Origin of the sequence: Streptomyces sp. NPDC020780 (assembly GCF_044334475.1) — a bacterium.
Classification (GTDB): domain Bacteria; phylum Actinomycetota; class Actinomycetes; order Streptomycetales; family Streptomycetaceae; genus Streptomyces.
In genome coordinates this window covers 16550-41414 of the sequence record NZ_JBIRTB010000014.1, presented here as the reverse complement: position 1 = coordinate 41414, position 24865 = coordinate 16550, and the positions used below count along the sequence as shown (strand labels likewise).

General features: G+C 70.9%; 18 protein-coding genes, 1 tRNA gene and 1 pseudogene. 11 read left to right on the top strand and 9 right to left on the bottom strand.

The features are described from left to right. Nucleotides 1–107: 107 nt before the first annotated feature. Together ACH4VO_RS24950 and ACH4VO_RS24945 are read right to left on the bottom strand one after the other, a co-directional pair. On the bottom strand, nucleotides 108–1133 hold the full coding sequence (locus ACH4VO_RS24950) for a hydroxyacid dehydrogenase (protein WP_360996903.1): 1026 nt from the start codon (nucleotides 1131–1133) through the stop codon (nucleotides 108–110). A 122-nt stretch (nucleotides 1134–1255) separates the two neighbouring features. Beyond that, nucleotides 1256–1428, bottom strand: a pseudogene (locus tag ACH4VO_RS24945) (sugar ABC transporter substrate-binding protein); the annotation flags it as partial. A 9-nt stretch (nucleotides 1429–1437) separates the two neighbouring features. On the opposite strand from ACH4VO_RS24945, the gene ACH4VO_RS24940 reads away from it, so the two are divergent. Continuing rightward, the gene (locus tag ACH4VO_RS24940) at nucleotides 1438–2220 is read left to right on the top strand and encodes a sulfite exporter TauE/SafE family protein (protein WP_360996901.1); all 783 of its coding nucleotides are present in this window, start codon (nucleotides 1438–1440) and stop codon (nucleotides 2218–2220) included. A gap of 19 nt (nucleotides 2221–2239) precedes the next feature. Here the strand turns inward: ACH4VO_RS24940 and ACH4VO_RS24935 are convergent, their stop codons facing one another. Both ACH4VO_RS24935 and ACH4VO_RS24930 read right to left on the bottom strand, forming a co-directional pair. Continuing rightward, the gene (locus ACH4VO_RS24935; RefSeq protein WP_360996899.1) at nucleotides 2240–3769 is read right to left on the bottom strand and encodes an amino acid permease; all 1530 of its coding nucleotides are present in this window, start codon (nucleotides 3767–3769) and stop codon (nucleotides 2240–2242) included. Between the two features lie 62 nt (nucleotides 3770–3831). After that, nucleotides 3832–4839 (bottom strand): hypothetical protein, encoded by a 1008-nt coding sequence (locus ACH4VO_RS24930; RefSeq protein WP_360996898.1) that lies wholly within the window; start codon nucleotides 4837–4839, stop codon nucleotides 3832–3834. Between the two features lie 414 nt (nucleotides 4840–5253). On the opposite strand from ACH4VO_RS24930, the gene ACH4VO_RS24925 reads away from it, so the two are divergent. Genes ACH4VO_RS24925 through ACH4VO_RS24915 form a run of 3 tightly spaced genes read left to right on the top strand, consistent with a single transcriptional unit; the run spans nucleotide 5254 to nucleotide 9373 of the window. Beyond that, nucleotides 5254–6687 carry an FGGY family carbohydrate kinase gene (locus ACH4VO_RS24925; protein ID WP_360996896.1) on the top strand — a complete coding sequence of 478 codons (1434 nt, stop codon included), beginning with the start codon at nucleotides 5254–5256 and terminating at the stop codon, nucleotides 6685–6687. Then, on the top strand, nucleotides 6684–8123 hold the full coding sequence (locus ACH4VO_RS24920) for an FAD-dependent oxidoreductase (RefSeq protein ID WP_360996895.1): 1440 nt from the start codon (nucleotides 6684–6686) through the stop codon (nucleotides 8121–8123). Before ACH4VO_RS24925 ends, ACH4VO_RS24920 begins: the two co-directional genes overlap by 4 nt. Continuing rightward, nucleotides 8120–9373: an FAD-dependent oxidoreductase gene (locus ACH4VO_RS24915; RefSeq protein WP_360996893.1), complete on the top strand. Its 1254-nt coding sequence runs from the start codon at nucleotides 8120–8122 to the stop codon at nucleotides 9371–9373. The genes ACH4VO_RS24920 and ACH4VO_RS24915 overlap by 4 nt, the downstream gene beginning before the upstream one ends. A 98-nt stretch (nucleotides 9374–9471) precedes the next feature. On the opposite strand, the gene ACH4VO_RS24910 is transcribed toward ACH4VO_RS24915, so the two are convergent. The 3 genes from ACH4VO_RS24910 to ACH4VO_RS24900 all read right to left on the bottom strand — a co-directional run bounded on the left by ACH4VO_RS24910 (nucleotide 9472) and on the right by ACH4VO_RS24900 (nucleotide 10944). After that, nucleotides 9472–9801, bottom strand: coding sequence for a hypothetical protein (locus ACH4VO_RS24910; protein ID WP_398441403.1), 330 nt, complete (start codon nucleotides 9799–9801; stop codon nucleotides 9472–9474). 79 nt (nucleotides 9802–9880) lie between these two features. Further along, complete coding sequence (locus ACH4VO_RS24905) at nucleotides 9881–10303, bottom strand: DUF350 domain-containing protein (RefSeq protein ID WP_360996891.1); 423 nt, start codon at nucleotides 10301–10303, stop codon at nucleotides 9881–9883. Between the two features lie 101 nt (nucleotides 10304–10404). Continuing rightward, a complete protein-coding gene (locus ACH4VO_RS24900) occupies nucleotides 10405–10944 on the bottom strand; it encodes a DUF309 domain-containing protein (RefSeq protein WP_360996890.1) in 540 nt (179 codons plus the stop codon). Nucleotides 10945–11051: 107 nt separating this feature from the next. On the opposite strand from ACH4VO_RS24900, the gene ACH4VO_RS24895 reads away from it, so the two are divergent. Beyond that, the gene (locus tag ACH4VO_RS24895) at nucleotides 11052–13712 is read left to right on the top strand and encodes an AAA family ATPase (RefSeq protein ID WP_360996888.1); all 2661 of its coding nucleotides are present in this window, start codon (nucleotides 11052–11054) and stop codon (nucleotides 13710–13712) included. Nucleotides 13713–13762: 50 nt separating this feature from the next. Then, a tRNA-Pro gene (locus tag ACH4VO_RS24890) sits at nucleotides 13763–13836 on the top strand. 98 nt (nucleotides 13837–13934) lie between these two features. Here ACH4VO_RS24890 and ACH4VO_RS24885 read toward each other — a convergent pair. Further along, the gene (locus ACH4VO_RS24885) at nucleotides 13935–14507 is read right to left on the bottom strand and encodes a tyrosine-type recombinase/integrase (protein ID WP_360996886.1); all 573 of its coding nucleotides are present in this window, start codon (nucleotides 14505–14507) and stop codon (nucleotides 13935–13937) included. A gap of 661 nt (nucleotides 14508–15168) precedes the next feature. On the opposite strand from ACH4VO_RS24885, the gene ACH4VO_RS24880 reads away from it, so the two are divergent. From ACH4VO_RS24880 to ACH4VO_RS24860, 5 genes are all read left to right on the top strand, one after another. Then, entirely contained in the window at nucleotides 15169–16032 is an 864-nt protein-coding gene (locus ACH4VO_RS24880) for a reverse transcriptase domain-containing protein (RefSeq protein ID WP_360996885.1), read from the top strand. Nucleotides 16033–16159: 127 nt separating this feature from the next. Continuing rightward, nucleotides 16160–16546, top strand: coding sequence for a group II intron maturase-specific domain-containing protein (locus ACH4VO_RS24875; RefSeq protein WP_360996883.1), 387 nt, complete (start codon nucleotides 16160–16162; stop codon nucleotides 16544–16546). Between the two features lie 204 nt (nucleotides 16547–16750). After that, complete coding sequence (locus ACH4VO_RS24870) at nucleotides 16751–18292, top strand: IS1380 family transposase (RefSeq protein ID WP_360996881.1); 1542 nt, start codon at nucleotides 16751–16753, stop codon at nucleotides 18290–18292. Nucleotides 18293–18321: 29 nt separating this feature from the next. Next, nucleotides 18322–21669 (top strand): hypothetical protein, encoded by a 3348-nt coding sequence (locus tag ACH4VO_RS24865; protein ID WP_360996880.1) that lies wholly within the window; start codon nucleotides 18322–18324, stop codon nucleotides 21667–21669. Further along, entirely contained in the window at nucleotides 21659–22513 is an 855-nt protein-coding gene (locus ACH4VO_RS24860; RefSeq protein ID WP_360996879.1) for a hypothetical protein, read from the top strand. The genes ACH4VO_RS24865 and ACH4VO_RS24860 overlap by 11 nt, the downstream gene beginning before the upstream one ends. A gap of 344 nt (nucleotides 22514–22857) precedes the next feature. Here the strand turns inward: ACH4VO_RS24860 and ACH4VO_RS24855 are convergent, their stop codons facing one another. Continuing rightward, nucleotides 22858–24612, bottom strand: coding sequence for an Imm49 family immunity protein (locus ACH4VO_RS24855; protein ID WP_398441398.1), 1755 nt, complete (start codon nucleotides 24610–24612; stop codon nucleotides 22858–22860). Between the last annotated feature and the right edge of the window lie 253 nt (nucleotides 24613–24865).

Here is a 24865-nt window from a genome sequence, read left to right as displayed (position 1 = left end):
TCACACCGTGTGGGTGACCCCGGCGGTGAGAGGTCGACCCCAGTCGTCGCACCGTCCTGCGCCCAGCTCACCCGCACCGTCCCCGCGCTCACGGCGGCGCGCAGGGATCACGCGAGGAACGCCAGCCTTTCGCGTCGTACGGGATGGGCGAAGCCGTCGCCCGCGGCCCAGCGGGCGACCTCGGCGACCGCCAGGTCGGCGAGCCGCCGCAGTTCGTTGCCCTGGGAGCCCGCGAGGTGCGGGGTGATGAGCGCGTTCCCGCAGTCCCACAGCGGGTGGCCGGGCGGCAGCGGGTCCGGGTCCGTGACGTCCAGTACCGCGCGGATCCGTTTCCGCCCCAACGCGTCGGCGAGGGCCTCCTGGTCGACGACCGCGCCCCGCGAGGTGTTGATGAGGACGCTGTCGGGCCGCATGGACGCGAGGAGTCCGCGGCTGACGAGCCCGGTGGTCTCGGGCAGCAGCGGGGTGTGGACGCTGACCACGTCGCTCTCGGCGAAGAGAGCGGCGAGGGGGACGGGGCGGACCCCCAGCGCTGCGGCCTCGGCCCCGGAGACGTACGGATCGTGGAGCAGCACCCGTACGTCGTAGGGGCGCAGCAGTTCGATCACGCGCCGGCCGATCAGGGAGGCGGACAGAATGCCCACCGTGCGGCCGTAGTTGCCCACCTCGTGCGGCACGGCGAGCCAGGCGTCGCGGCGGCGTTCGGTCCGGTAGTCCCGGGCCCGCTCCAGGACCCGTTTGCCGGAGAGCAGGATCATCGCGAGCGTGTACTCCGCGACCGGCAGCGCGTTCGCCGAGGCCGCCGAGGACACCTCGATGCCCCGCTCCCAGCAGGCGTCGGTGACATGGCCTCGCACGGTGCCCGCCGTGTGCACGATGGCCCGCAGGGCGGGCGCGGCCGCCAGGACTTCGGCGTTGACCGGCGGGCAGCCCCAGCCGGTGACGAGGATCTCCGCGTCCGCGAGAGCGGTACGGGCCCGCGCGGCCGAGAAGTCGTCGATCACCGGCCCTGCGAGGGCGCACACCTCGGCGAGTGCGGCCAGGGAGTCCGGGCGGAGCACCGCGGCTGCGGCCTCCGCCCCCATGGCGAGCGCGGCGCGCGGACGTCGGGGTACGGGGTGGGTGTCGGGCATGGTTCTCCTGTGCGGTGGTTGGGGGAAGCGGTGGTTGCGGGAAGCGGTACTTGTCGAAGGCGTAGCCGCAGGCGATGCCGACCAGCGCGCCGAGGGCCGCGCCCAGGACGGCGCAGAGCAGGCTGCGGGCCCCAGACCCGGCCTTCCCGGATCTTGCCGGCCTCCTGCTCGAACAGCGTGTAGATGTCCTGACCGCCGTAGTAACCGCGGTCCAAGGCCGCACGGCCGACGTCCACGAGCCCGGGGGCGGCGGGTACTGGCTGCTGGTTCCGGAGCAGCGGACGCGTATAGCATCCGACCTGGCATGGACACCTTCACACTCTGGCAACTGGTCGCGCTCGCGGCGGCATCCACACTCGTCGGCTTCTCCAAGACAGCCGTCAGCGGAGCCAACACGATCAGCCTCGCGGTCTTCGCGGCCGTCCTCCCGGCTCGCGAGTCCACCGGAGTGCTGCTGCCGATCCTGATCGCCGGTGACATCCTCGCCGTGCTGATCTACCGGCGCCACGCCCACTGGCCCACCCTGCTGCGGCTCTTCCCCGCCGTCGCCGTCGGCGTGGTGGCGGGCACCGTCTTCATGATGCGGGCCGACGACGACGCCGTGCGGACCTCGATCGGCGCGATCCTGCTCCTCATGGCCGGTGTCACGCTCCTGCGGCGGCGCAGCGCCGAGGCCGCGGTAACCACCGGCGGGCCGGCCGAAGGCGGGGGACCGGCCGCGACCGCGCGCGCCGGGCGGGTCAAGGCCCGTTCGTACGGGGTCCTCGGCGGGTTCACCACGATGGTCGCCAACGCGGGCGGCCCCGTGATGTCGCTCTACCTGCTCTCCGCGGGCTTCCGCAAGCTCGGCTTCCTGGGGACGTCCGCGTGGTTCTTCCTGATCGTCAACACCTCCAAGGTCCCCTTCAGCGTGGGCCTCGGGCTCATCGACGCCCGGTCGCTGCTGCTGGACGCCGTCCTGGTGCTGTTCGTCGTCCCCGGGGCGTACCTCGGCCGCGCCTGCGTGGGGAGGATCGACCAGCGGCTCTTCGACCGGATCGTGATCGGCGCGACCGTCCTGGGCGGCCTCCAACTGCTGCTGCGCTGAAGGCCGCCCGGGAGGAGGGTCAGACGATGCCCTCGGCGATCTCGGCCTGCTCGCGGGCGTTCCCGTACGCCGCCGGGGTGCCGTACGAACGGCGGGCGACGAACCACCACACCGTGGCCAGGACCAGCACGGCGATCAGCGCGATCGACGCGTAGTTCATCGAGTCGATGGTCACCGGCGAGGACTGCGGCAGCAGGAACAGCACCGTCACGATGGCGACCCACACCACGGCGATCCAGCCGATCGGCTTCGACCAGCGGCCCAGGTGCCAGGGGCCGCGCTCGAAGCGGTCGCCGGCCCGCAGCTTCAGATAGATCGGGATGGCGTAGGCGGGCGTGATACCGATGACGTTGATCGCCGTCACCGCCCCGTACGCGGTCGCGGAGTACAGCGACGGCACGGCCAGCAGGGCGGCCACGCACACCGACAGCCAGACGGCGGGCACCGGGGTCTGGGTGCGGGCGCTCACCCTGCGCCACAGCGCGGAGCCGGGCAGGGCGTTGTCCCGGCTGAAGGCGAAGACCATCCGGCTCGCGGCCGCGACCTCCGCGTTGCCGCAGAAGAGCTGCGCCGCGATGACGATCAGCAGCATGGCGGTGGCACCCGCCGTGCCCAGCGCGTCGATCAGGATCTGGGCGGGCGGCACCCCGGTGGCGCTGTTCTGGGTGCCCGCGTAGTCCTGGATGGCGAACGTCAGGCCGGCGAGCAGGAAGAAACCGGCGACCCAGGAGACCCAGATCGCCCGGACGATGCCCTTCGCGGCCGTCACCGACGCGTTGGAGGTCTCCTCGGACAGGTGGGCGGAGGCGTCGTAGCCGCAGAAGGTGTACTGGGCCAGCAGCAGGCCGATCGCCGCCACATAGAGGGGATTCTCCCAGCCCGTGTCGTTGACGAACTCGGTGAAGACGAACGACGGCGACTGGTGGTTCGACGGCACGATCGCCAGCACCGACACGATGACGGCGACACCGGCCAGGTGCCACCACACACTGATGGAGTTGAGCACGCTGACCAGGCGGACACCGAAGAGGTTCAGCACCGCGTGCAGCAGCAGGATGCAGAGGAAGATCAGCATGGTGGAGCCGGGTGTGGGGTCGAAGCCCCACTGCAGGTTGAGCAGCGCGCCCGTGAACAGCGCGGCGCCGTAGTCGATCCCGGCAATGGCGCCCAGCAGGCCGAGCAGGTTCAGCCACCCGGTGTACCAGCCCCACTTGCGGCCGCCGAGCCGGTCGGCCATGTAGTACAGGGCCCCGGAGGTCGGGTACGCGCTGGTGACCTCGGCCAGTGCCATGCCGACGCAGAGCACGAACAGGCCGACGCCCGCCCAGCCCCACAGCATCACGGCGGGGCCGCCGGTCGACATGCCGAAGCCGTACAGCGTCATGCAGCCGGAGAGGATGGAGATGACGGAGAAGCTGATCGCGAAGTTGCCGAAGCCACCCATGCGGCGGGCCAGCACGGGCTGGTAGCCCAGTTCCCGCAGCCGCTGTTCTTCGTCCTTCTGGGGTGCTGCCTCCGCGCTCGGCGGGGGTGGGGCGGATATCGACATGGAAGAGGACCTCCGGGAGGCTGGACGGGACGGGGGAGAGACGTGGTACGGGGATCGGCCGGTCAGCCGTGCGGCCCTCTGCCGGGGTCGCGCTCCGCCGCCAGGCAGCGGCTCCGGGCCCGCAGGAACACCTCTTCGGCCCCGGCCGGGTCGGAGGCCGCACGCGTGCGGTACACCCACGGGACCGAGGTGTAGTACGGGCCCAGTGCCCGGAACACCGGCGCCGCCTCGGCGAAGCGCAGCGACCCCCACAGGGCGTGGGCCAGTTGGTTCAGGTCGAGCAGGGACTGTGTCGCCGGATCGGTGCCGTCGAACCACGCGCGCAGCGCGCGCTGCGCGTCGCGTTCGCCGTCCTCGGTCACCCAGTGCAGGTCCAGCGCCTTTTCGTGGCCGCGCTCGCGCCGGTAGCGCTCCACCCGCACATACAGCGGCAGTACATGAAGCGGTGAGCCCTCCGGGGCCGACGAAGCGGCCCACTGGACGAAGTTGACCGCCTCCGAGAGCGTCCCGCTCGCCGCTCTGGCGTAGACGAACTGCAGCATCCGGTGGTAGGCCTCGCGGTTGAACGGATCACGTCTGTGCGCCTCCGCCAGCAGGCCCCACGGCCCGGGGAAGAGCATGGGCCCCGGCGGCGGCACCCGGTGCTCCTCCAGGCGCTGCCGCTCGTCGAGCTGGGACAGCGCCAGCAGGCAGACCCAGGGCACGGGATCGGCGGGGGACGCGTGCGCGGCGGAACGGCACCCCTCCCACGCCTGTTGCCACAACTCCTGTGCGCGGGCGTGGTTCTCGCGGTGGGCGCGTACCGCCCGCTCCACGACCACCCGGGCGTGCATCACCGTCGCCGCCACGCTCCGCGGTTCCTCGGCGAGCCAGGCCCGGACGGCGTCGGACCCCGCCGCCGCGGTCGCGAGGACCTGGGTGCGCTGGGTCCACTGCGCCCAGTCAGGGGTGCTCTCCAGCAGATCCCGCATGGACAGCCAGCGCCCCGTACGCAGATCCTGGAGCGCCGCGCGTAACGCGTGGTCGTGGCCAGCGGGGTGGTAGACAGGCCGGAAGTCAGTGGACGCCATCTGAGTACCCCGTCCCCGGACGGCCGGAGGGGACGAGAGGGGATGCCGGGTGGGGCGGCACGGGGCGTGATCTGTGCGTCATCGATCCTCAAGGACGTGGGGGGGGTGGGACAGTTCGAGCCGTGAACTGCCGTCAAGCGTCCGGTTGGTTGCTCGGCGGTGAGTTTAGGCGCCGTACACCCGCGATCCGGCGACTTCGCGGATCTTACTCAAGTTCCTTGCCGCAACCGGACGTTGATGGCCGTTCGGGCCGGTGGGTGGCAGGTCCCGGCCGGATCCTCCCGTTCGGATCACGTCCGGTTCGGGGGAAGGATCCAGGGTTGACGCGGGGGCCGGTCTGCACGACTGTGGGCGCGGGAACCGAATGATCATGTGTCCGCCCGGTCCCGGGCGGCCCGCACGCCGGGAGTGCCGATGACAGGAGCCGTACTCGCCGTCGACCAGGGGACGTCCGGCACGAAGGCGCTGGTGATCTGTCCCGAACGGGGCGTGATCGGTTCCGGTTCCGCTCCCGTGCGCCCGCGCCACGGCGCCGCAGGGGCCGTCGAGGCCGATCCCGCCGAACTGCTCGGCTCGGTCCTGGACGCCGGCCGGCAGGCCGTGGAGGCGGCGGCCGAACCCGTGGTGGCGGTCGGCCTCGCGAACCAGGGTGAGACGGTCCTGGCCTGGGACCCTGCCACCGGCCGTCCGCTCACCGACGCCGTCGTCTGGCAGGACCGGCGGGCGGAGGGCGTCTGCGCGGCGCTCGGCGCGTACGGCGAGGAGCTGCGGCAGCTGACCGGGCTGCCGCTCGACCCGTACTTCGCCGCGCCCAAGATGGCCTGGATCCGCCGCGAGCTCACCCGGGAAGGCGTCGTGACCACCAGCGATTCCTGGCTGGTCCACCGGCTGACCGGAGCCTTCGTCACCGACGCGGCCACCGCCGGACGCACCCAGCTGCTCGGCCTCCGGGACACCGCCTGGTCGCCCGCCGCCCTGGAGATCTTCGGGCTGTCCGACGAGCGGCTCCCCACCGTCGTCGACTGCGCCGGCCCCGTCGGGACGACCACCGCCTTCGGCGGCGACATCCCCCTGACCGGCCTCCTCGTCGACCAGCAGGCCGCCCTGCTGGCGCAGAACGCCCTCGAACCCGGCCAGGCCAAGTGCACCTACGGCACGGGCGCATTCCTCCTGGCGCAGACCGGGAGCAGCCCACGCGACAGTTCCTCCGGCCTGGTCAGCTGTGTCGCCTGGCGGCTCGGCGGACGTACGGACTACTGCCTGGACGGGCAGGTCTACACGGCCGCCTCCGCCGTACGCTGGCTCTCCGACATCGGAGTGATCTCCGGCGCCGCCGACCTCGACCCGGTGGGGGCCACGGTCCCCGGTACGGGCGGAGTCGTCTTCGTCCCCGCCCTCGCCGGCCTCGCCGCCCCGTGGTGGCGCGGCGACCTGCGCGGCTCGGTGACCGGGCTCGGTCTCGACACCACCGCCGGCCACCTGGTGCGCGCCCTGTGCGAGGGCATCGCCGCGCAGGTCGTCGCCCTCGCCGACGCCGTGGCCGCCGACCTCGGCGAACCCCTGACCGTCCTGCGCGTCGACGGCGGCCTCACTCGTTCGGCCCTGCTCATGCAGACCCAGGCGGACCTGCTGCAACGGCCGGTGGAGGTCTCCGCGCTGCCCGACGTCACGGCGCTCGGCGCCGGGGCCGTGGCCCGGCTCGGACTCGACCCCCGTCTGCCGCTGCGGGAGGCGACACCGCGGTGGACGCCCTCCGCCGTCTACGAACCCCGGATCGGCCCCGACGAGGCGGCCGCCCGCCTCGCACAGTTCCGTACCGCCGTGGACACCCTGCTGGAGCGCACATGACGGTCACGGTCACCACGGCCGGTCCCCTGCCCGCGGGTGACGGACCGGGCGGCGAGCCCGGCAGCGGCGGAGCGTACGACGTCACCGTCGTGGGCGCGGGCGTCGTCGGCGCGGCCATCGCCCGCGAACTGGCCGGATACCGCCTGCGCACCGCACTGGTGGAAGCCTCCGACGACGTCGGCGACGGCACGTCGAAGGCCAACACGGCCATCCTGCACACCGGATTCGACGCCTTACCCGGCTCGCTGGAGGCCCGGCTCGTACGCGAGGGCCACGGCCTGCTCGCCTCCTACGCGGCCCGGAGCGGCATCCCTGTCGAGCGGGTCGGCGCCCTCCTCGTGGCCTGGGACGACGAGCAGCTCGGCGTACTGCCCGACCTGCTGGCCAAGGCCGTCCGCAACGGCTACCACGCCGCCCGCCTCATCGACGCCGCCGAACTGCGCGCGCGCGAACCCCACCTGGGACCGGGCGCCCTCGGCGCGCTGGAGGTCCCCGACGAGAGCGTCATCTGCCCCTGGACCACTCCGCTCGCGTTCGCCACCCAGGCCGTCCGCGCCGGGGTCCACCTGCACCTCACATGCCGGGTGCGGGGCGTCGTCAGCGACGCCGACGGCCACACGCTCACCACCTCGCGCGGCCCGCTGCGCACCCGGTACCTGATCAACGCGGCCGGACTGTACGCCGACGAGTTCGACCGGTTCCTCGGCCACGAGGAGTTCACCGTGACCCCGCGCCGCGGTCAGCTCCTCGTCTTCGACAAACTCGCCCGCGACCTCGTGGACCACATCCTCCTACCCGTACCCACCGCGGCCGGCAAGGGCGTCCTGGTCGCACCGACCGTCTTCGGCAACGTGCTCCTCGGGCCCACCTCCGAGGACCTCGAAGACAAGGCGGCCACCGGCTCCACCGCCGACGGCATCCGCCTGCTGCGTGAGAAGGGCCGCCGGATCCTGCCGGCGCTCCTCGACGAGGAGGTCACCGCCGTCTACGCGGGCCTGCGCGCCGCCACCGGGCAGGAGGACTACCGCATCCGCGCCCACCCCGGCCGGCGGTACGTCACCGTCGGCGGCATCCGGTCCACCGGCCTCACGGCCTCCATGGCGATCGCCGGGCACGTCACCGGGCTGCTCGCCGGGCTCGGACTCGACCTCGGAGAGCGGCGCGAACTCCCGGCCGTCACCATGCCCAACCTCGGCGAGGCCTTTCCCCGGCCCTACCGGCGGGCGGAGCTGATCGCCCGCGACCCGGCGTACGGCACGCTCGTCTGCCACTGCGAGCACGTCACCCTCGGCGAGATCCGCGACGCGTTCTCCGCCACTCTCCCGCCGCGCTCCGTGGACGGTCTGCGGCGCCGTACCCGCGCCCGCGGCGGACGCTGCCAGGGCTTCTACTGCGGCGCCGCCGTACGCGCCCTGTTCGAGGAGGAACGACCGTGACCCGGACCGAGCGCCACGTCGACGTCCTGATCGTCGGGGCCGGCCCCGCCGGCCTCGCCGCCGGGGCCGAACTCGCCGGCGCCGGCGCGGGACACGTCGAGATCCTGGAACGCGAACAGGAGGCGGGGGGAATCCCCCGCCACTGCCACCACGGCGGATTCGGCGAGCGTCGCACCGGGGCCTGGCTGCGCGGGCCGTACGCCCGGGGCGGGACGGACGGGCCCGCGTACGCCCGGCGGAGCGTGGCCGCGGCCGTGCGCGCCGGCGCCGTCCTGCGCACCGGAGTCACCGTCACCGGCTGGGCGGGATCCCGTACCGTCGACACCACGGGCCCCACCGGGCTCCAACGGATCACGGCGACGGCCGTCGTCCTCGCCACCGGCGCCCGCGAACGCCCGCGCACCGCGCGGCTGATCCCCGGCACCCGGCCCGCGGGCGTCTACACCACGGGAGAACTCCAGCAGGCCGTCCACCTCCACCGGCAGTGGATCGGCACCCGCGCGGTCGTCGTCGGGGACGAGCCCGTCGCCCGGGCGGCCGTCGCCACCCTGCACGCCGCCGGCGTCCAGGTCGCCGCCCTCGTCACCGGCCGGCCGGACACCCCGTTCCGGGTACGGCGCCCCGGCCTCCCGCTGCTCACCGGTGCCACCGTCACCGCCCTCCACGGCAGGACCCGGCTCTCCGGGGTGGAACTGCGCCACCACGACGGCCGCACCACGACCCTGCGCTGCGACACCGTCGTCCTCACCGGCGACTTCGTCCCCGACCACGAGCTGGCCCGGTGCGGCGGCCTCACCCTGGACCCCGGCACCCGAGGGCCCGCGTACGACGCCGCCTTGCGCACGTCGCGGCCCGGCGTCTTCGCCGCCGGGAACCTGCTGCACGCCGTGGAGCGTGCGGACGTCGCCGCCCTGGAGGGCCGCGCCGTCGCCGTACCCGTACTGCACCGCCTGGCCGGCACCGACCTGCCCGCCGGAGCGGGCCGGCCCCTGGTGGTGGACGCGCCGCTACGGTGGATCGCGCCCAACGTGACGGGCTCCGCCGGGGAGCGGCCGCCCGGCGGCCGGTTCGTGCTGCGTACCGCGCGGCGGCTGCCGGCGCCGCTGCTCCTCGTCAGCCAGGGCGGCCGTGAACTCCACCGGCAGCGGCTCCTGTTGCCGGCCGTCCCCGGCCGGCCGCTCCACCTGGCCGCCGGGTGGCTGGACCGGGTCGACCCGCTCGGCCCGGCCGTACGGATCAGCGCGCTCTGAGCCGCTGGGCGGTGTGCGGGGAGGGCGAGGCGCCCGCGAGGAGCCGGGCGGGCGGAGGCCCTGGCGTCCGCGGGGTTCCCGGTGTGCGTGGACGGACGTCAGGGAATGAGCAGCCGGTCCGCGCCGACGGCCGCCACCAGGCCGACGCCCAGCAGCCAGCTGCCGAGGCGGGTCCGGCCGTTCCTGCTCAGCTCGATCACCACGCCGCAGAGGATGAGCGCCAGCCCGTACACGCCGACGACCAGGACGGACGACCGGCTGGCGATGCGAAGGGCCAGGACGACGGCCATCCCCGCCATACCCACCGAGGAGAGCACGATCCGTAGCCGACGCGCCTGACGTGGCGTCAGTCTGCGTTCCTGCGCCACGGGCTCCGCTATGTCCTGGGGCTGCTGGTCCTGGTCCTGGTCCTGGTCAGAAGTGCTCATGAAGCCGGATCGTAATGGCTGCGCACTCCGACGGCCGCCGGACCGCAGGGATCCGCTGTCCGTATCGCGCCGGGCGCGGTCAGGCGATCGACGCCGAGACGACGGCGGCCACGGCCAGATTGCAGCTCGCCGTCACCCACACCGCCGGATGGGGTTCCCGCTCCACCAGCGTCGCGCCGAGCTTCCCCGGCGTGACCAGGTCCACGACGAGGAATGCCACGGCCATCATGACCAGTCCGAGCAGCCCGAACGCGGCAGTCGACACCAGGCCCTTGCCGAAGTCCTCGTACGTCGTCCAGATCGACGTGAACACGATGCCGCCGATGCCCAGCAGCGCCGAGCTGAGGAGCAGGGCGGCGTTGCGGTTGCGCTCCTCCCATATCTGCCGGCCGAGCCGGCCGGGAGTCAGGGCGTCGATCAGGAATATGCCGAGAACGAGCAGTACGACGCCGAGGGCGCCGTACGCGGTGGCACGGCCGAGGCCGTTGATGATGTCGGTCATCGGGGCGTCCGTCTCCTGAGCGAGTAGTTCTGAGAATGGAACCTGCCACATGCGGTCGGCAGGCGGTCAAGAAAGAGCAAAACCTATCGCATCCTTGTGTGTTACCCGGCGTGGCCCCCCGGCCGCAGCCGGGGCGCCTCCGCCGTGGCGTCGACCGGGTCGCCCACCCCGCGACCCTCGCCGGGCCCTCTCGCCGCCCGCCGTACCGAGTCCTCCATCCGCCCCGCCAGTTCCCGCGCCCACGCGATCAGCGCCCCCAGACCGATCCCGTACGGCTCCGGCTCCCCGAACGCCTCCAGCGCGGCGGCGCCCCGCCGGAGCAACCGCGCACCGCCCGCCGCATTTCCCCGGGCGCAGTGCGTCAGCCCCACCGACGTCTGCGCGAGCCCCCGCCACAACTCCCGCTCCGCCTCCGGCCCCGACTTCCAGGCGTCCTCGAACACCTCGTGCGCATGGAAGGGCATACCCGCGTCCAGCAGCCGCTGCGCCTCACGCACCGTCTCGTCGGGGGAGCGCTCCACACCCTCGGGCTGCCGCTCCACCCCCTCAGTCCCGTAGGGCAGGGGGCGCCCCAGCCCGTCCCGGGGGCGCGCATTGCGCGCCCTCCCCTCCTCGTCACGGTCCCTGCGAGATGCGTCCATCCTCCGATTGTGCCTCGCACCTGCGAGGAGCCCCGTGAACCCTGTCCGTGGGCCCCCGCGCACGACTAGGCTCGGAACCCTCCGCAACCACCTTGGGAAGGGGAGGCATGAAGCCGTCCCGGCCGTTGTACGAGCGCGAACCGGAACTCGCCGCCGCCGCGCAGGCGGTGGACGCCCTCTGCGGCGGGCAGGCGACCGGCGGGCTGCTGGTCTTCAGCGGCGAGGCGGGCATCGGCAAGACCGCCCTGCTCCGCGAGATCCAGGCCATGGCCGCCGACCGCTGCACCGTCTGGTCCGCCCGGGGTGGCGAGACCGTGACGTCCGTACCGTTCCACGTCGTACGCCAGCTCCTGCAGCCCGCGCTGGACCAGTTCCCCGCCGACGAGGCCAGGGCCCTGTTCGGCGACTGGTTCGAGATCACCGCGCCCGCACTCGGCCTCGCCGAACCCAGCGGACCGCAGCCCGACCCCCAGGGCGTCAGGGACGGCCTCGACCACGTCGTCTCCCGGCTCGCCTCCCGCCTCAGCCACCGGCCGCCGCTCCTCATCGTGGACGACGCCCACTGGGCGGACGGCGAATCGCTCGCCTGGCTCGCCGGCTTCACCACGCGCCTGTCCGAACTTCCTTTACTGGTCGTCCAGGCCCACCGCCCCCAGGAACTCGCCGACCGCAACGCCGACTGGGCCGTCGCCGGCGGCGGCCCCGAGCGCGAGGGCCACACCGGCCACCCCGCCCTGATACGCGTGGCCCTGCGCGCCCTCACACCCGACGCCACGGCGGAACTGGTCCGGGCCGGCCTCGGGGAACACGCGGACGATCCGTTCTGCCGCGAGGTGTGGGCCGTCACCGGCGGCAACCCGTACGAGGCGGTCGAGCTCGTCGCCAAGGCGCAGGACCGCGAGCTGCCCCCGGTCGAGGAGTCGGCGGGACTCCTGCGCGAACTCGGGGCATCGGCACGCGGCAGCGGCCTCGTCGCCCGCCTCGAACGGCTGGGCACCAACGCCAACCGGTTCGCCTGGGCCGCGGCCGTACTCGGCACCGAGATCTCCCAGGAACTCGCTGCCAACCTCGCGGGAATGAGCCCGGCCGAGGCCGCCGACTGCACGGCACGACTGCGGGACGCACGCATCGTCAGCGGATTCGACCCGCTCGAGTTCGTCCACCCCCTGATCGCCTCCGCCGTCTACCGCTCCATCCCGCCGGCCACCCGCACCGCCTTCCACGGGCGGGCCGCCTGGGCCATCACCGAGGCCGGACTCGGAGCGGCGGCGGCCTCCCGCCACCTTCTCGAGGTGCACCCGGACGACGACCAGGAGGTGGTCGCGCAGCTCCGCGAGGCAGCGGGCCAGCACCTCGCGGTCGGCGCCCCGGAAGCGGCCCGGCGCTGTCTGGAACGCGCCCTGGAGGAACCGCCGCGCCCCCACGACAGGGCCGCCCTGCTGTACGAGCTCGGCTGCGCCACGCTGCTCAGCTCACCGCCCACCACGGTCCAGCACCTGCGGGCGGCCCTCGACACCCCGGGCCTGGACGAGACGCTGCGGGTCGACGCCACCTTCCGCCTCGCCGCGGCCCTGTCCCACAACAACCAGCTCAAGGACGCGGCGCTCTCGCTGGCCGCCGAGGCCTCCCGCACGGCCCCCGGGCCCGGGCTGATGCGGCTTCAGGCCGCACACTTCCTGTGGGAGGGGATGCAGGCCGCCGAGGACGACGGGCCCGCACGGTCCGCCCGGCTCGCGCGCAACGCCGACCACCTCAAGGGCCGCGACAACGCGGAGCGGGCCCTGCTCACCCTGCGGGCCTTCGACGCCATGCTCCGCGGGGAGAACGCCGCACTCGTGGTGGACCTGTGCGAACGCGCCCTCGTGGACGGCCGGCCCGCACGGGGACTCGGCTGGACCGACACCGAATGGGGCTTCGAGCTCCCCGCCATGGTCGGCATCACCTTCGCGTTCACCGACCGGCTCGACCGCGCGGAGGACCTCTTCGGCGAAGCCGTACGCGCCTTCGAGATCTCCGGCTGGAGCGGGGCGCACCTGGCGTTCGCCCACACCCTCCTGGGCCTCGTCCACCGGCGTCGCGGCCGCCTCGCCGAGGCGGAGGGCTTCCTGCGCGAGGGGCTGCGCCTCGCCGACCGCGTCGGCAGCGGCCTGCCCGTCCACTGGGACGCCACCTGCCTGCTCGTCGACACGCTGCTCGCACGCGGCAGGACGGGGGAGGCCAGGCTCGTCGCCGACCGGTACGACTTCGGCCCGCCCTACCCCAGCGCCATGGTCCTGCCCGACGCCCCGTGCGTCCACGGGCGGCTGCTGCTCGCCGAAGGCCGTACCGAGGAGGCCGTGGCGGAGCTCGAGGCAGCCGGCGCGGCGCTGGAACTGCGGGGCCGGTTCAACGGCGTCTGGGCACCCTGGGCGGGCGACCTCGCCCGTGCCCTGGCCGACACCGACCCGGTCCGGGCGGCGCAGGTCGCCACCCGGGCCCGCGTCCACGCGGAACGCTTCGGCACGGACACCGCGATCGGCGAAGCCCTGCGCTGCGTGGCCTTGTTCGCCCCGCCCGAGGAGGCGACGCAGCTGCTCGCGGAGTCGGTGCAACACCTCGAGACATCGTCCTCCGCCTACGAGCACGCGATGGCCCGGTTCCAGTACGGGGTTGCGAGCCGCTCCGCGGGAGAGCTCTCCCGGGCCCAGAAGCTCGCCACCGCCTGCGGAGCCGAAGCGCTGGCGACCCGCGCCCATCGGGTACGCACGTCGATGCCGTCCCCGGAGTGAGGTAATGTTTGTCCTGCGCGGCCACCCGGCAGAACCGGGGGGAATCGCATCGGGACGTGGCGCAGCTTGGTAGCGCACTTGACTGGGGGTCAAGGGGTCGCAGGTTCAAATCCTGTCGTCCCGACTGGAGACAGTCGCAGGTCAGGGCCGGTATCGGAGCAATCCGAAACCGGCCCTTGACCGTTTTTGGGGACCAGCTGGGGACCAGCGTCCTTGACCGGGTCAGCGGGTCATGACGATGGGGCTCGGCAGCGAGCGTGGTGCGCGCAGCGCGTTGAAGTGGGTCGAGAGCGCCGCTCCGGCTGCTGTGATCTTGTGTACGTCGGGGTGCAGGTAGCGCTGGGTGGTGGTCAGGGAACCGTGGCCGGCGATCCTGCGAAGGACGTGTACGGGGACTCCGGCGTCGGCGAACCAGGTCAATGCGGTGTGCCGGAGGTCATGGCGGCGCAGATGTTCGTAGCCGAGCTTGGTGACTACGTCGTCCCAGTGTGTGGCGTCACGCAGGACGGCGGTGGAGATGCGTCCGCCTCGTGGGCCAGTGAACAGTCGGGCGTCGGGATCGGGGCCGGCCGACAGGATGCGGTACTGGTCGTGGGATGCGGCGACGAGTGCGTCGGCCAGTGCGATGAGCGTCTCCCAGTCGGGGAGGGCTAGCGCGCGTGGGCCGAGCAGTTCGTCCTCGGCCAGCTTGTAGAGTTTCTGCCAGCCGGTGACCCGGGCGGGGTTCACCTTGATGATGCCGTCACGGACAGCCTGCTCCATGACCCGGACCAGGACGGCGATGGTGTTCTTCACTGTTGAGCGGCTGTGCTCGTCGGCGATCCAGTTAGCACGGTGCGGTCGACAACGCCGTTAGCCTCGCGCTTTCGTACGCCCAGCAGAACTTGGAGGTTGGCCATGTAGGTGGTTGATCGTGGTTCGCAAGCTCGTCGTCGCCTGCCGGTGTGAGTCCGGTCCGGGTAGCTGCCAGGAGGCCCGGTAGCAGGCTGGCGGCGTCGGGGGGAAAGGCCCGGCGTCGAAGTCCAGCGTCGAAAGCCCTGTGAAAGGGGGAGCGAAGAAGCGGTCCGTAGCATCACGCGAAGTCTGCGGCGTCGTTAGAGGCCTGCTCGTGAGGGTGGGGACAGGGAGAGCCGAGCCCCCGAAATCAGGGCGAAGGCCATGGAAGCGGTGAAGATCCTGGATGGGCAGCCGCGAGGGACTCCCCGGCGTATGGGGCATGGAACGTTTCGAAGGTGACGGCGGGAACTGGGGAGGCCCTCCCTGGCCCGGCAGCCTGCGGCAAGAGTGCTGTCGGAAGCATCGCGACCTATAACCGGGGGTACCCCGGGAAGGGGAAGCGGGCCGGGTGGGCGTCGGAGGCGGCCGTAGTACTGCTTGAGCCGGGCGGACAACATAACCGCCGGTGAGGGAAGGGCCGCTGCTTCGTCGATGTGTACTGCTGAAGTGGAGGGGCCCGGTGAGTGCCCGCGTGGCTAGTCCCGCCGTCGGGGGACGTTCTCCCTCGGATCCGGTCCGTGCCCTCCAGCATGCGCTCTACCGGGCGGCCAAGGCCGGTCCCGGACGGCGGTTCCACGCGCTGGGGGACAAGGTCCACCGCAGGGATGTCCTGGCGCGTGCATGGTTGACGGTGCGTCGTAACAATGGCGCCCCGGGCATCGACTTGGTTGATCTCGCGCAGGTCGAGGAGTACGGGGTCACCCGGCTTCTCGGCGAGCTGGCCGCGGAGTTGAAGGACGGCAGGTGGCAGCCGCTTCCGGCTCGCCGGGTGTTCATTCCCAAACCCGGTACGTCGGAGCAAAGGCCCTTGTCGATTCCCGCGGTCCGCGACCGCATCGTGCAGGCGGCGTTGAAGATCGTGCTTGAGCCGGTCTTCGAAGCGGACATGCTGCCGTGCTCTTTCGGGTTCCGGCCCAGGAGGGATGCACATGATGCTCTCCAGGTCTTGATCGATGAGTCCTGGCGGGGGCGGCGATGGGTCGTAGAGACGGACATCGCCAACTACTTTGAGGCAATTGACCATGAGAAGTTGATGCACGCGGTCGAGGAACGTGTCTGTGATCAGTCCGTTTTGAAGCTTCTGCGCGCAATGCTGCGGGCCGGAGTGATGGAAGACGGGCAGGTCCGCCGGCCGGTCACCGGTACTCCTCAGGGTGGGGTTGTCTCCCCGCTCCTGGCCAATGTCTTTCTGCACCGGATCGACCGGGCGTGGGAGACACGGCAGCATAGGGTGCTGGTCCGCTATGCCGATGATGCGGTGGTGATGTGCGCGACCCGCGCGCAGGCCGAAGCTGCTTTGGAGCGGCTGATGTCTGCTGGCTGATCTCGGTCTGGAACCGAAGGCAGCCAAGACCCGGATCGTCCACCTGGAGGTGGCGGGCGAGGGGTTCGATTTCCTCGGCTTCCATCACCGTCTGGTGGCGTCCCGGTCCCGCGACGGGAAGCGCCCTGTGACCTTCCTCGCCCGCTGGCCTGCGAGCAAGGCCATGCAGCATGCCCGCGACCGGGTCCGTGAACTTACGGAACGGCGTCGGCTGCTGCTGCCTGTCGAAGTGATCGTGCAGGACGTGAACGCGTTCCTGCGGGGGTGGGCCGCGTACTTCCGGTTCGGGAACTCGGCCCGGCACTTCGACAAGATCGGGTCCTACGCGCGGATGCGGATGGCGGGATTTCTCGCCAAACGGCATCGCCGCAGCCGGGGCTTCGGATGGTCCGTGGTGGCGTTCGCCTCACGAGGCCAACTGAGTCCGATCGCCTTGCACGGCACCGTCGTTGCACCCAGATCCTTCAGGGACTGGCGGGACAGGCCGAATGCCGGTGGTGAACGGCGTCGGTGAGCCGTGTGCGGGAGAACCGCACGCACGGTTCGATGTGGCGGGGGCTGGAAACGGGGCGTACGTACTACGCCACCGCGCCAGCCCCCGACCCTACGTGAAGCGGGCTGTCCGACGGGTGGTCAGGTAAGCGAAAAGTGCCTCTGACCAGCAAGAATGAGGATTTTCGAGGTCCTTGTTCCTGCTCCAGCCGGAGGCACTTCTCAGGTGAAGAAGAGTATCGGGTCGTACCCGCGTGTCCGTATCGAGGGTGGTGGCCGGGCGGTGGTCTCGCAGGCCGGGGGTGTGCTGCTGGTCGAGACCGTTCGCAAGGCCGGTTTGGACACCGCGATATCAGCGGCGCTGGCGCCGTGGCGGAAGGCTCGGGCGGTGCACGATCCGGGCAAGATCCTGCTGGACGTGGCGCTGGCGGTTGCGTTGGGCGGGGACTGCCTCGCGGATGCCGGGATGTTGCGGGCCGAGCCGGCGGTGTTCGGGCCGGTGGCTTCCGACCCGACGGTCTCCCGACTCATCGACACCCTCGCAGCCTCCGGGGAGAAAGCCCTTGGGGCCATCCGTGCCGCGCGGGCCGAAGCGCGCGGGCGGGTCTGGCGGTTGGCCGGCGGGGAAGCGCCTGATGCGGGCGCGACGGTGACCGTCGATCTCGACGGGGTGCTGGTGATCGCGCACTCGGACAAGGAGGACGCGGCCCCGACCTGGAAGCGGACCTACGGGCATCACCCCCTGATGGGGTTCGTCGACCACGGGCCGGGCGGCACTGGTGAACCGGTCGCGGCCCTGCTCAGGCCCGGGAACGCGGGCTCGAACACGGCGGCCGACCACATCACCGCCACCCAACTGGCGTTGGCCCAGCTACCGAAGAAGTACCGGCGCGGGCACCGGACCCTGATCCGCACCGACTCCGCGGGCGGCACCCACGACTTCGTCGCCTGGCTCGCCCCGGCGAGGACGGTGGCTGTCCTACTCGGTCGGCATGACGGTCACCGAGCAGGTCCACCAGCACGTGCTGAAAGTTCCGGCATCGGCCTGGACGGCGGCCGCCGAAACGGACGGAGAGATCCGCGACGGCGCCTGGTCGCCGAACTCACCGGCGACGTCCAGGACGGCTGGCCCAAGGTCATGCGGCTGATCGTCAGGAACAAACGACCGCACCCCGGGGCACAGTTGAGGCTCACCGATGCGGACGGCATGCGGCTGACGTGCTTCGCCACCAACACTTCGGGCCGGCCGATCGCCGAACTCGAGCTCCGTCACCGGCTGCGGGCCCGGGCCGAGGACCGCATCCGGGCGGCCCGGGCCACGGGCCTGCGGAATCTCCCTCTGCACCGCACGGCCCAGAACCGCATCTGGCTGGAGATCGTCCAGATCGCGCTCGACCTGCTGGCCTGGATGCCGATGCTCGCCCTGACCGGCAAGGCCCGCCTCTGGGAACCCCGCCGCCTGCGGCTCCGCCTGTTCACCACGGCCGGACAGCTCGTCACCACCGGCCGTCGGCGGATCCTCCGCCTCGCCCGGCACTGGCCCTGGACCCGTCACATCACCGCAGCCCTCGACCGGCTCGCACTCCTGCCGAACCCGGCTGACCAGCGGATTCCCCGTCCCTACGACAGCCCGGCACCACCCGGATCAGTGGAACCCGGCGTCCACCCGAGACGACACTCGGGCCCTCAGCCTGCACAGCCTCAGCCCCACGGGACGAAAACGGTCCACCGACTCCGTCGGCGGACCGTCACGAAACTTCGAGGTTAGCGCGGCGGTCTGCGCTACTCTGAGCATGTATGGAATCTTCAATCCAAACTTTGCTCTCCAGGCTCGTGACGGGCCCTGCCTTCATGCTGCTGGGGCAGACGTTGGAGGAGTTTCACGCTGCCTCAGGTTCCGGGCGCTCGGTCATTCCCAGCGCTGTGGAGCCGCTGAGCGACAACGCGGCGGCCGAGTACGAGCGCTTCGACCGGGAGGTCCGCGCTGTCGAGCCGCCGGAGTGGCTCTGCGAGGCCGCTCAGTATCCCTGGAACGGCGTCTTCACCTCTCGGATCGATTCATCCCTGCCGGACGTGTTCGTCAGTGAGTGGCGCAGAGTTGTTCCGACCGCCCAGGCGTTCCTCGGACGGCATCCACGCAGTGCCACCGAAATGCAGGTGCGGTACCTCTTCGGCGGGGTGGGGTTGCCCGAGGAGGAGCGGCCACCGACGGACGTCATCCAGGAGCTCGAGTCCAAGGCGCGGGCCGCTGAGATGCTCCAAGTCTTGGCCGAGACGCTGGTCACTCCACGCGGCGTGATCGTGATCGAGGGCTATCGGCCGGGTGATTGGCTGACGACGCAGGAGCTCTTCACTTTCGTTAACCGCCTGCAGCCGGGGCAGGCCCACCTGTTTTCCGTGACGGAGGCCCTGCGCGAAGACACCTTCGTACGTGCCGCGATCGACCGGGGCATGCTGGTCGCGCACAGCGAGACCTTCAGCGCCGTGTTGAACGAACTGGAAACGTCAGGTCGCTTCCAGCGGATGTCGGCTGGCCGGGCGATGGCAGGGCAGCGACTCATCCCGGTCGGCGATGGCTTCGCCGAGGTGGACGTCAACACGTGGAACCGGGTGATTGGCGCAGCGCGCCCGGTGGACAACGAGCTGCTGGAACCCTTCCCATCCGCCTCGTCGGCCCTGAAGTACCAGCGCTTCCGCACGTTTCTTGGGGCGAGCGAGGGCTCTCCGCCCTGGAAGGCGGTGGCGAGCGGCTACAACCTGCGCCGGGACTTCGAAGAGGTTCTGCTCAGGCGTGTGAAGAGCAGTCTCGATGAGTTGTCGATGCCGGAACCCATCGTCATCGCCGGGCAGACCGCGACCGGCAAGACCATAGCGCTGTGCTCGCTCGCTCTGCAGGTGGCACGCTCCGGTCAGGCCGCCGTTCTCCACCGGTCACGCCGCGGGGACCGGCCGACGCTCGCTGACATCGACGCCTTCGCTTCCTGGGCCGACGAGAACTACGCGATCCCCACATTGCTCGTCTGGGACGGCATGGTCGACATAGACGAGTACTACACGTTGCAAAGGCAGTTGCGCTCCAGGGGCCGGCGCGTACTCATCGTCGGAAGCAGCTATCTCCCCCCGCAGCACGTCAAGAAAGTCATCCGTGTCGATTCGGGTCTTAGTAAGGCCGAGGTCGCGCGAGTCAAGGACTGGCTCCCTGCCTTCGCCGTCCAGGTTCCCGGTGACATCGGCGGGAAACTCGACTCTTCGTTCCTCGCATTGCTCTACCGGGTGCTGCCGGAGACGGAGCGCGGTCTGCGCCGTGGCTTGACGATGGAGATGCGCGAAGCCGAGATCGGCCTGGAGAAGCTGTCCAAGACAACCGAGGAGACCGGCTCGTCCCGCCTCGGGGCGATCGCGCAGGCGCTGGCCGACGTCGGGTTCGACATCGACGCGCTGGCGCCCTCGGAGCGCCCGCACGCCGAGCTCATCGACCTCTCCTTTGAGGAGAGGAGTTCCACCGAGCGGCTCACCTCGATGGTGCTCGTCGCGGGGCGCAGAGGTCTCCTCGTACCGCTGGAACTCGTGCTGCGCATCCTCGGCCGGGAAGGATCGAGCCGCATCGTCGAACTGGTACGAAACTTCGACATCTTCCGCTGGACCGAGGACGAGAGGGGCAGCCAGTACCTGGGAGCGCGAACACAGCTCGAAGCCGAACTGCTGGCCCGTGAGGACCTGAACGTCCGCACGGAGGTTGAGGTCACGGGCCAGATGATCGAGAACCTGCGGCCCGTGCCTACCCGTGGGGGAGGGGAAGAGGTCCAATTCATTGTCGACCTGATGGAAGGGATGGGCCCGCAGTCCCGGGATTCGACCCGCTACGCGGAGCACTATCTTGACCTCGCCAACGCGTTCGTACACCTGCGGGAGGGGCGCGGTCCGGCACATCACAGGTTGGTGCTGCTGGAAGCCAACCTGACCCGCGAGCACGTGCTGTGGGCGCAGAAGCACAATGTGAGCAGCTCAGCCGAACGAATTGAGATACTCCGTCACGTACAGCGCCTACTCGAAGTCACGATCGAGGAGGCCGACGCCTCTCCGCGCTCGCGACTCAACTTGCTCGTGGAGCTTGCGAGTACCGACGGTGCCCAGGTGTTCGAACTGTCACAGCGCGGCGAGCCGTCGAACGCGTCCGCCATCTCGGCACTGATGAGCGAGGTGACACGGGCGGCGCTGTCGGCGAGGGCGTACGACCCGGAGAATGTCTATCCGGTGGACGTCGTGGCATGGACCACGCGGCGCGCAGTCGAGACGGGTGTGCTCTCCGAGGAGACACGGATCGACCTACTTGCTAACGCCCAGGCGTCCCTGGATTCGATCGATCCGGGCACGCTTAGCCCCGCCCAGCGTGCTACGTACGACCAGCGGCGCGTGGAAATGGCGCGCATGCTCAACGACAAGGCCCTGGAAGCGAAGCATCTCGCGGCGCTGACGGAGAACAACGATCCGGCCGCCTACTACTTCTTGGCCCGATCGGCCGCACGACGCGGGCCGGAAGGCGTGAAGGTGGCGGTCGAGTCCCTGTTGCGCGCGTCAATCGAGGTCCGAGCTGACTGGCGCTGCTCGCGGTTGCTGCTCGATCTCTTCTGGGAGTTGAAGACCGGAAAGCCGTTCCTGCGCGGTGAACGCCAAGTGCTCGCCTTCACGGAGGCGGACTGGAACGAGTGCCTGCGCATTGCCGACGCCATCCCTGTCGCAGGCGACTTCGATCGCTATCGACTGGACTTCTTGCGTGGTCTGAGCCTCTTCCACCTCGGTTCCTACCGGGCCTCGGAGGAGGTGTTCCGCAGGCTCGACCGGGAATCCCAGGACTTGTCGTCCCGTATCGTCTCCACCTACCTCGCCTCGGGGAGTGACGGCAGGGCCTCGCTGTTCACCGGCAGAGTTGTCTGGGCGACTCCGGACGGCAGGCGGGGCATCGCATGGGTGGACCAGCTCCGCATCGAAGTCCCCTTCATTCCGCAGCGCTTCTCGGTCACGGACTTCCGCAGGAAGGGAGACATCCTTCCCTCATTCCACATCGCGTTCAACATGCGAGGAGCACTCGCAGATCCCATCCGTGCGGCGTACCGAGGGGAGAGACGGACACCTGATGCACAATGAGCTGGAACGGTTCAAGCGGTCGTGTCTTACTCTGTCTCAGCACAGGCGGCTCTGCACGGGCGAAGAGCTGCACATCCCCGCGCCGGACGCGTGGCCGGCCCACGTGCGCAGCGAGGGCGACCTCGAGCGTCTCGTCTCCGCCGCGTACAAGCTGTGGCGCGAGAAGTGGAAGCTGGACATCGGGTTCCTGCTCGGTGATCGCAGGACCGGTGGGGCGGCTTGGGACTTCGACAACCTGATCTATCACCTGCGTACGGCTCGGCAGCATACGGACAACGCCCAGGCGACCGCACGGTGGGCGGCGTGGACGCGGGCCTCCTCCGGCGGACACGAGCCTGCCGGCGAGGACGACTGGGCTGCCTGCGGCCAGGCTCTCATGGCATCGCTCAACAAAGCGATCGAGGCCCTCTACAAGCTGGCCGCCGCGGGCCGGAGTAGCGAGCCGTTCCGGCGGGGATGGCATGCGAAGGTGTCGGAGAGCGTCCAGGCCGTCGTTGCCAGGGTCGCCGCGGATCTCGGCCTACATTTGCACCCCAAGCGTCGCGACTACTACGTGCGCGAGGTGGAACGACTCTGGAGCAGGCACCGGCTACGGCCCGGAGAGTCGGCCGTGGACGTGCTGGCCTCTTTTGCCGAGCGCGTTCTCGTCTCCGAAGTGGGGACGTTGCCGTGCGACTACCAGCTGATACTCGAGGAGCTGGACGTGCTCGCCACGGCTGATGCGGCCGCCGTCCTGCGGCTGGCCCACTCAGTGGCCGAAGTGTCAGGGGCTCGTGGCGAGGCGTTCCTCAAGCTGGTCGGCTCCACATGGGTGACATTGCGGCTGGACGACGCCTCGTCGTAGACGAGCGGGCTCGTGGTGAGCTGTGAGGGAGTTCCAGGTGAAGATGTCGCCTTCGGGCCGGAGGTCCAGGTGCGGACCAGGTGCTGTCATCGTGTCCGTCCAAGCTCACTCCAACCGCCGGTCCTACTTGCGCTTGTGGGGACCAGATGGGGACCACACGATGTGCGCGACGGCGCACGACGGACCTCCTAGTCCGCTATATCCAGAAAATACCCTTGACCCCACTCCTGGGGGTCAAGGGGTCGCAGGTTCAAATCCTGTCGTCCTGACTGGAGAAAGTCGCAGGTCAGGGCCGGTATCGGAGAAATCTGATACCGGCCCTCGATCATTTTTAGGGCTTCACTTCAGAAGGGTTCGGCAGCCTGCAGGAGTTCCTGCGGAAGGTAGGGGGATTCGACGCGGATGGCCCAGCCGCGACGGCGGGCGTGGCAGGCCAGCGCGAGCACGTCGAGGTTGACGGAGACCTCCGGAGATTCGGAGCGGTCGGCGACCTCGTAATACGCCCGGTGGGCTTCGAGTGCGTCGGCCAGGGCGAGGTTGAAGCTCTCCTCGTCGCCGTCCACGAGCTGCGAGAGCAGCACGGCTGGCGGCATCGCGAAGCCCCAGTCCTTGGCCTTCTCGGCTTCCTCAAGGGCCCGCTGCGCGGCCGCTTCGGGCTCGGCGCCCTTCAGATAGGCATGGAGGGCCTCGCGGTACGCGGTGAAGGCGGAGCCCTCCAACGGGGCGAAGGCGGGGCCGGTGAGGACCAGCGGGGCCAGGTCCTCGCGTGCGCCGGTGATCAGGGCGAAGGCGGTGGCCCTCTCCCAGCGCCGGGGTCCTGCATCGTCGCCGCGCTCGGCCTGGTAGCGCAGCGTGCTGCCGTCGACGTTCACCTCGACCTCGGTGCCCGGCTCCGCCAAGGCGATACGGAACAGAGCCGCCCCCGCGCGCGAGGCCAGCCGGAGGGTGGCGAGCTGGGCGTCCAGGTGGTCACCGGGATTCCCCGCCCGCCACTGGAAGAGCCGCTCCTGGTCGTCCATCACGCTGCCGAGGCGCCAGACGGCGAGGGGCTCCCCGTCGGCGGGGGCGAACGCCTCCCGCAGATGCTTCTCGTACAGGGTCTCGATCCGCGCGATCCCCTCGCGCTCGCAAGCGGGCCGCTCCACCACTAGCGGGCCGGCGGCGAGTGCGGCGACCGCGTCCGGCCGCCGGTCCCGGCCGAACCCTCCAACCCGCGGGCCCCGGGTCTCGAAGCCGGTGACCAGCGCGTGCGGGAGGTAGTCGGTGTGAACGGCAGGCGCCCAGCCCAGCGTCCGGTACGCGATCGCGGCCAGGGCTATGGGCACGAGCGGCAGAAGACTGCTCGGAGAGGCGGTGGGACCGTGAAGGGCGCTGTACCCGACCAGGAGCTCGGCCAGTGCTGCGTCGAAGGCCTGCCGCTCCTCGGCGGCCAGCGCCCGCAGCGTGCGCAGCGCCAAGTCGTCCGGGTGCTCCAGGAGCGGCTCGCCCGTCTCCGCCGCACGCGCACGGATCCGGTCCAGAGCCGCGTCAACGGCAGCCAGCTTGGCCTGCGCGCTCGGCGGGTACTCCCCGTCGCCGGCGTCCTCCAGGGCCACGGCCGTCAATCCGGTGGCGAGCTCCCCGATGGGCGTTCCCTTCGCCTGCTCGGCGAACTTCTCCCGGGCAAAGGTGAATCCGTCACCGTGCCACTTGGCCTTGTCCCTGATGACCGACAGGCAGAGCGCGTCGATCCACTCCCCGGGCGTGACGCTCTCCTCGGCCGCCTCCCCACCCGGGTCGTAGCTCATGCCGAAGTTCACGTACTCCAGGAAGACGCTGAAGCTGCAGTGCGGGTGGTACGCGGCGTACGCGACGGCGCCGGCCGCGGCCTCGGAGGCGTCCTTGAGGGCGGCCTCGGCCTCCGCGGTGTCGAGATTGGGCGTCTCGACGGACAGGGCGCCCAGGTAGTCGAGAAACTCGTCGGCGATGGACTGCCACTCGTAGGTGGCCATCTCGCCGGCCCGCGACATGGACCGCACCTGACCCCCGATGCGGTTCGTGAAGTCCTCACGTGCCGCCGACACGACGGCTCCGCCCACCTGGTGACGTTCTATTCGCACTGCCCCGCTCCTTGATCGAAACCCTGCGGACAGCCTAGGCGCGGGGTCTGACAGCCAGCGGCTGCTCAGGGCTCAGACCGGAGGCCCCGGCCGCGCTGTGTGGACCGGTGGCAGGTGCCCGGTCCGGTGCGCGCATGCCCGGCGGCGCGCGAGCCTGGGCTTGCCGACACTCCGCGGGCCCGCGATCGGTCGAGGCTGGATCCACCGTGTACCGCCCGTTCGATGCGCTGCTGGTCGGCCGTTGGCCGCACGG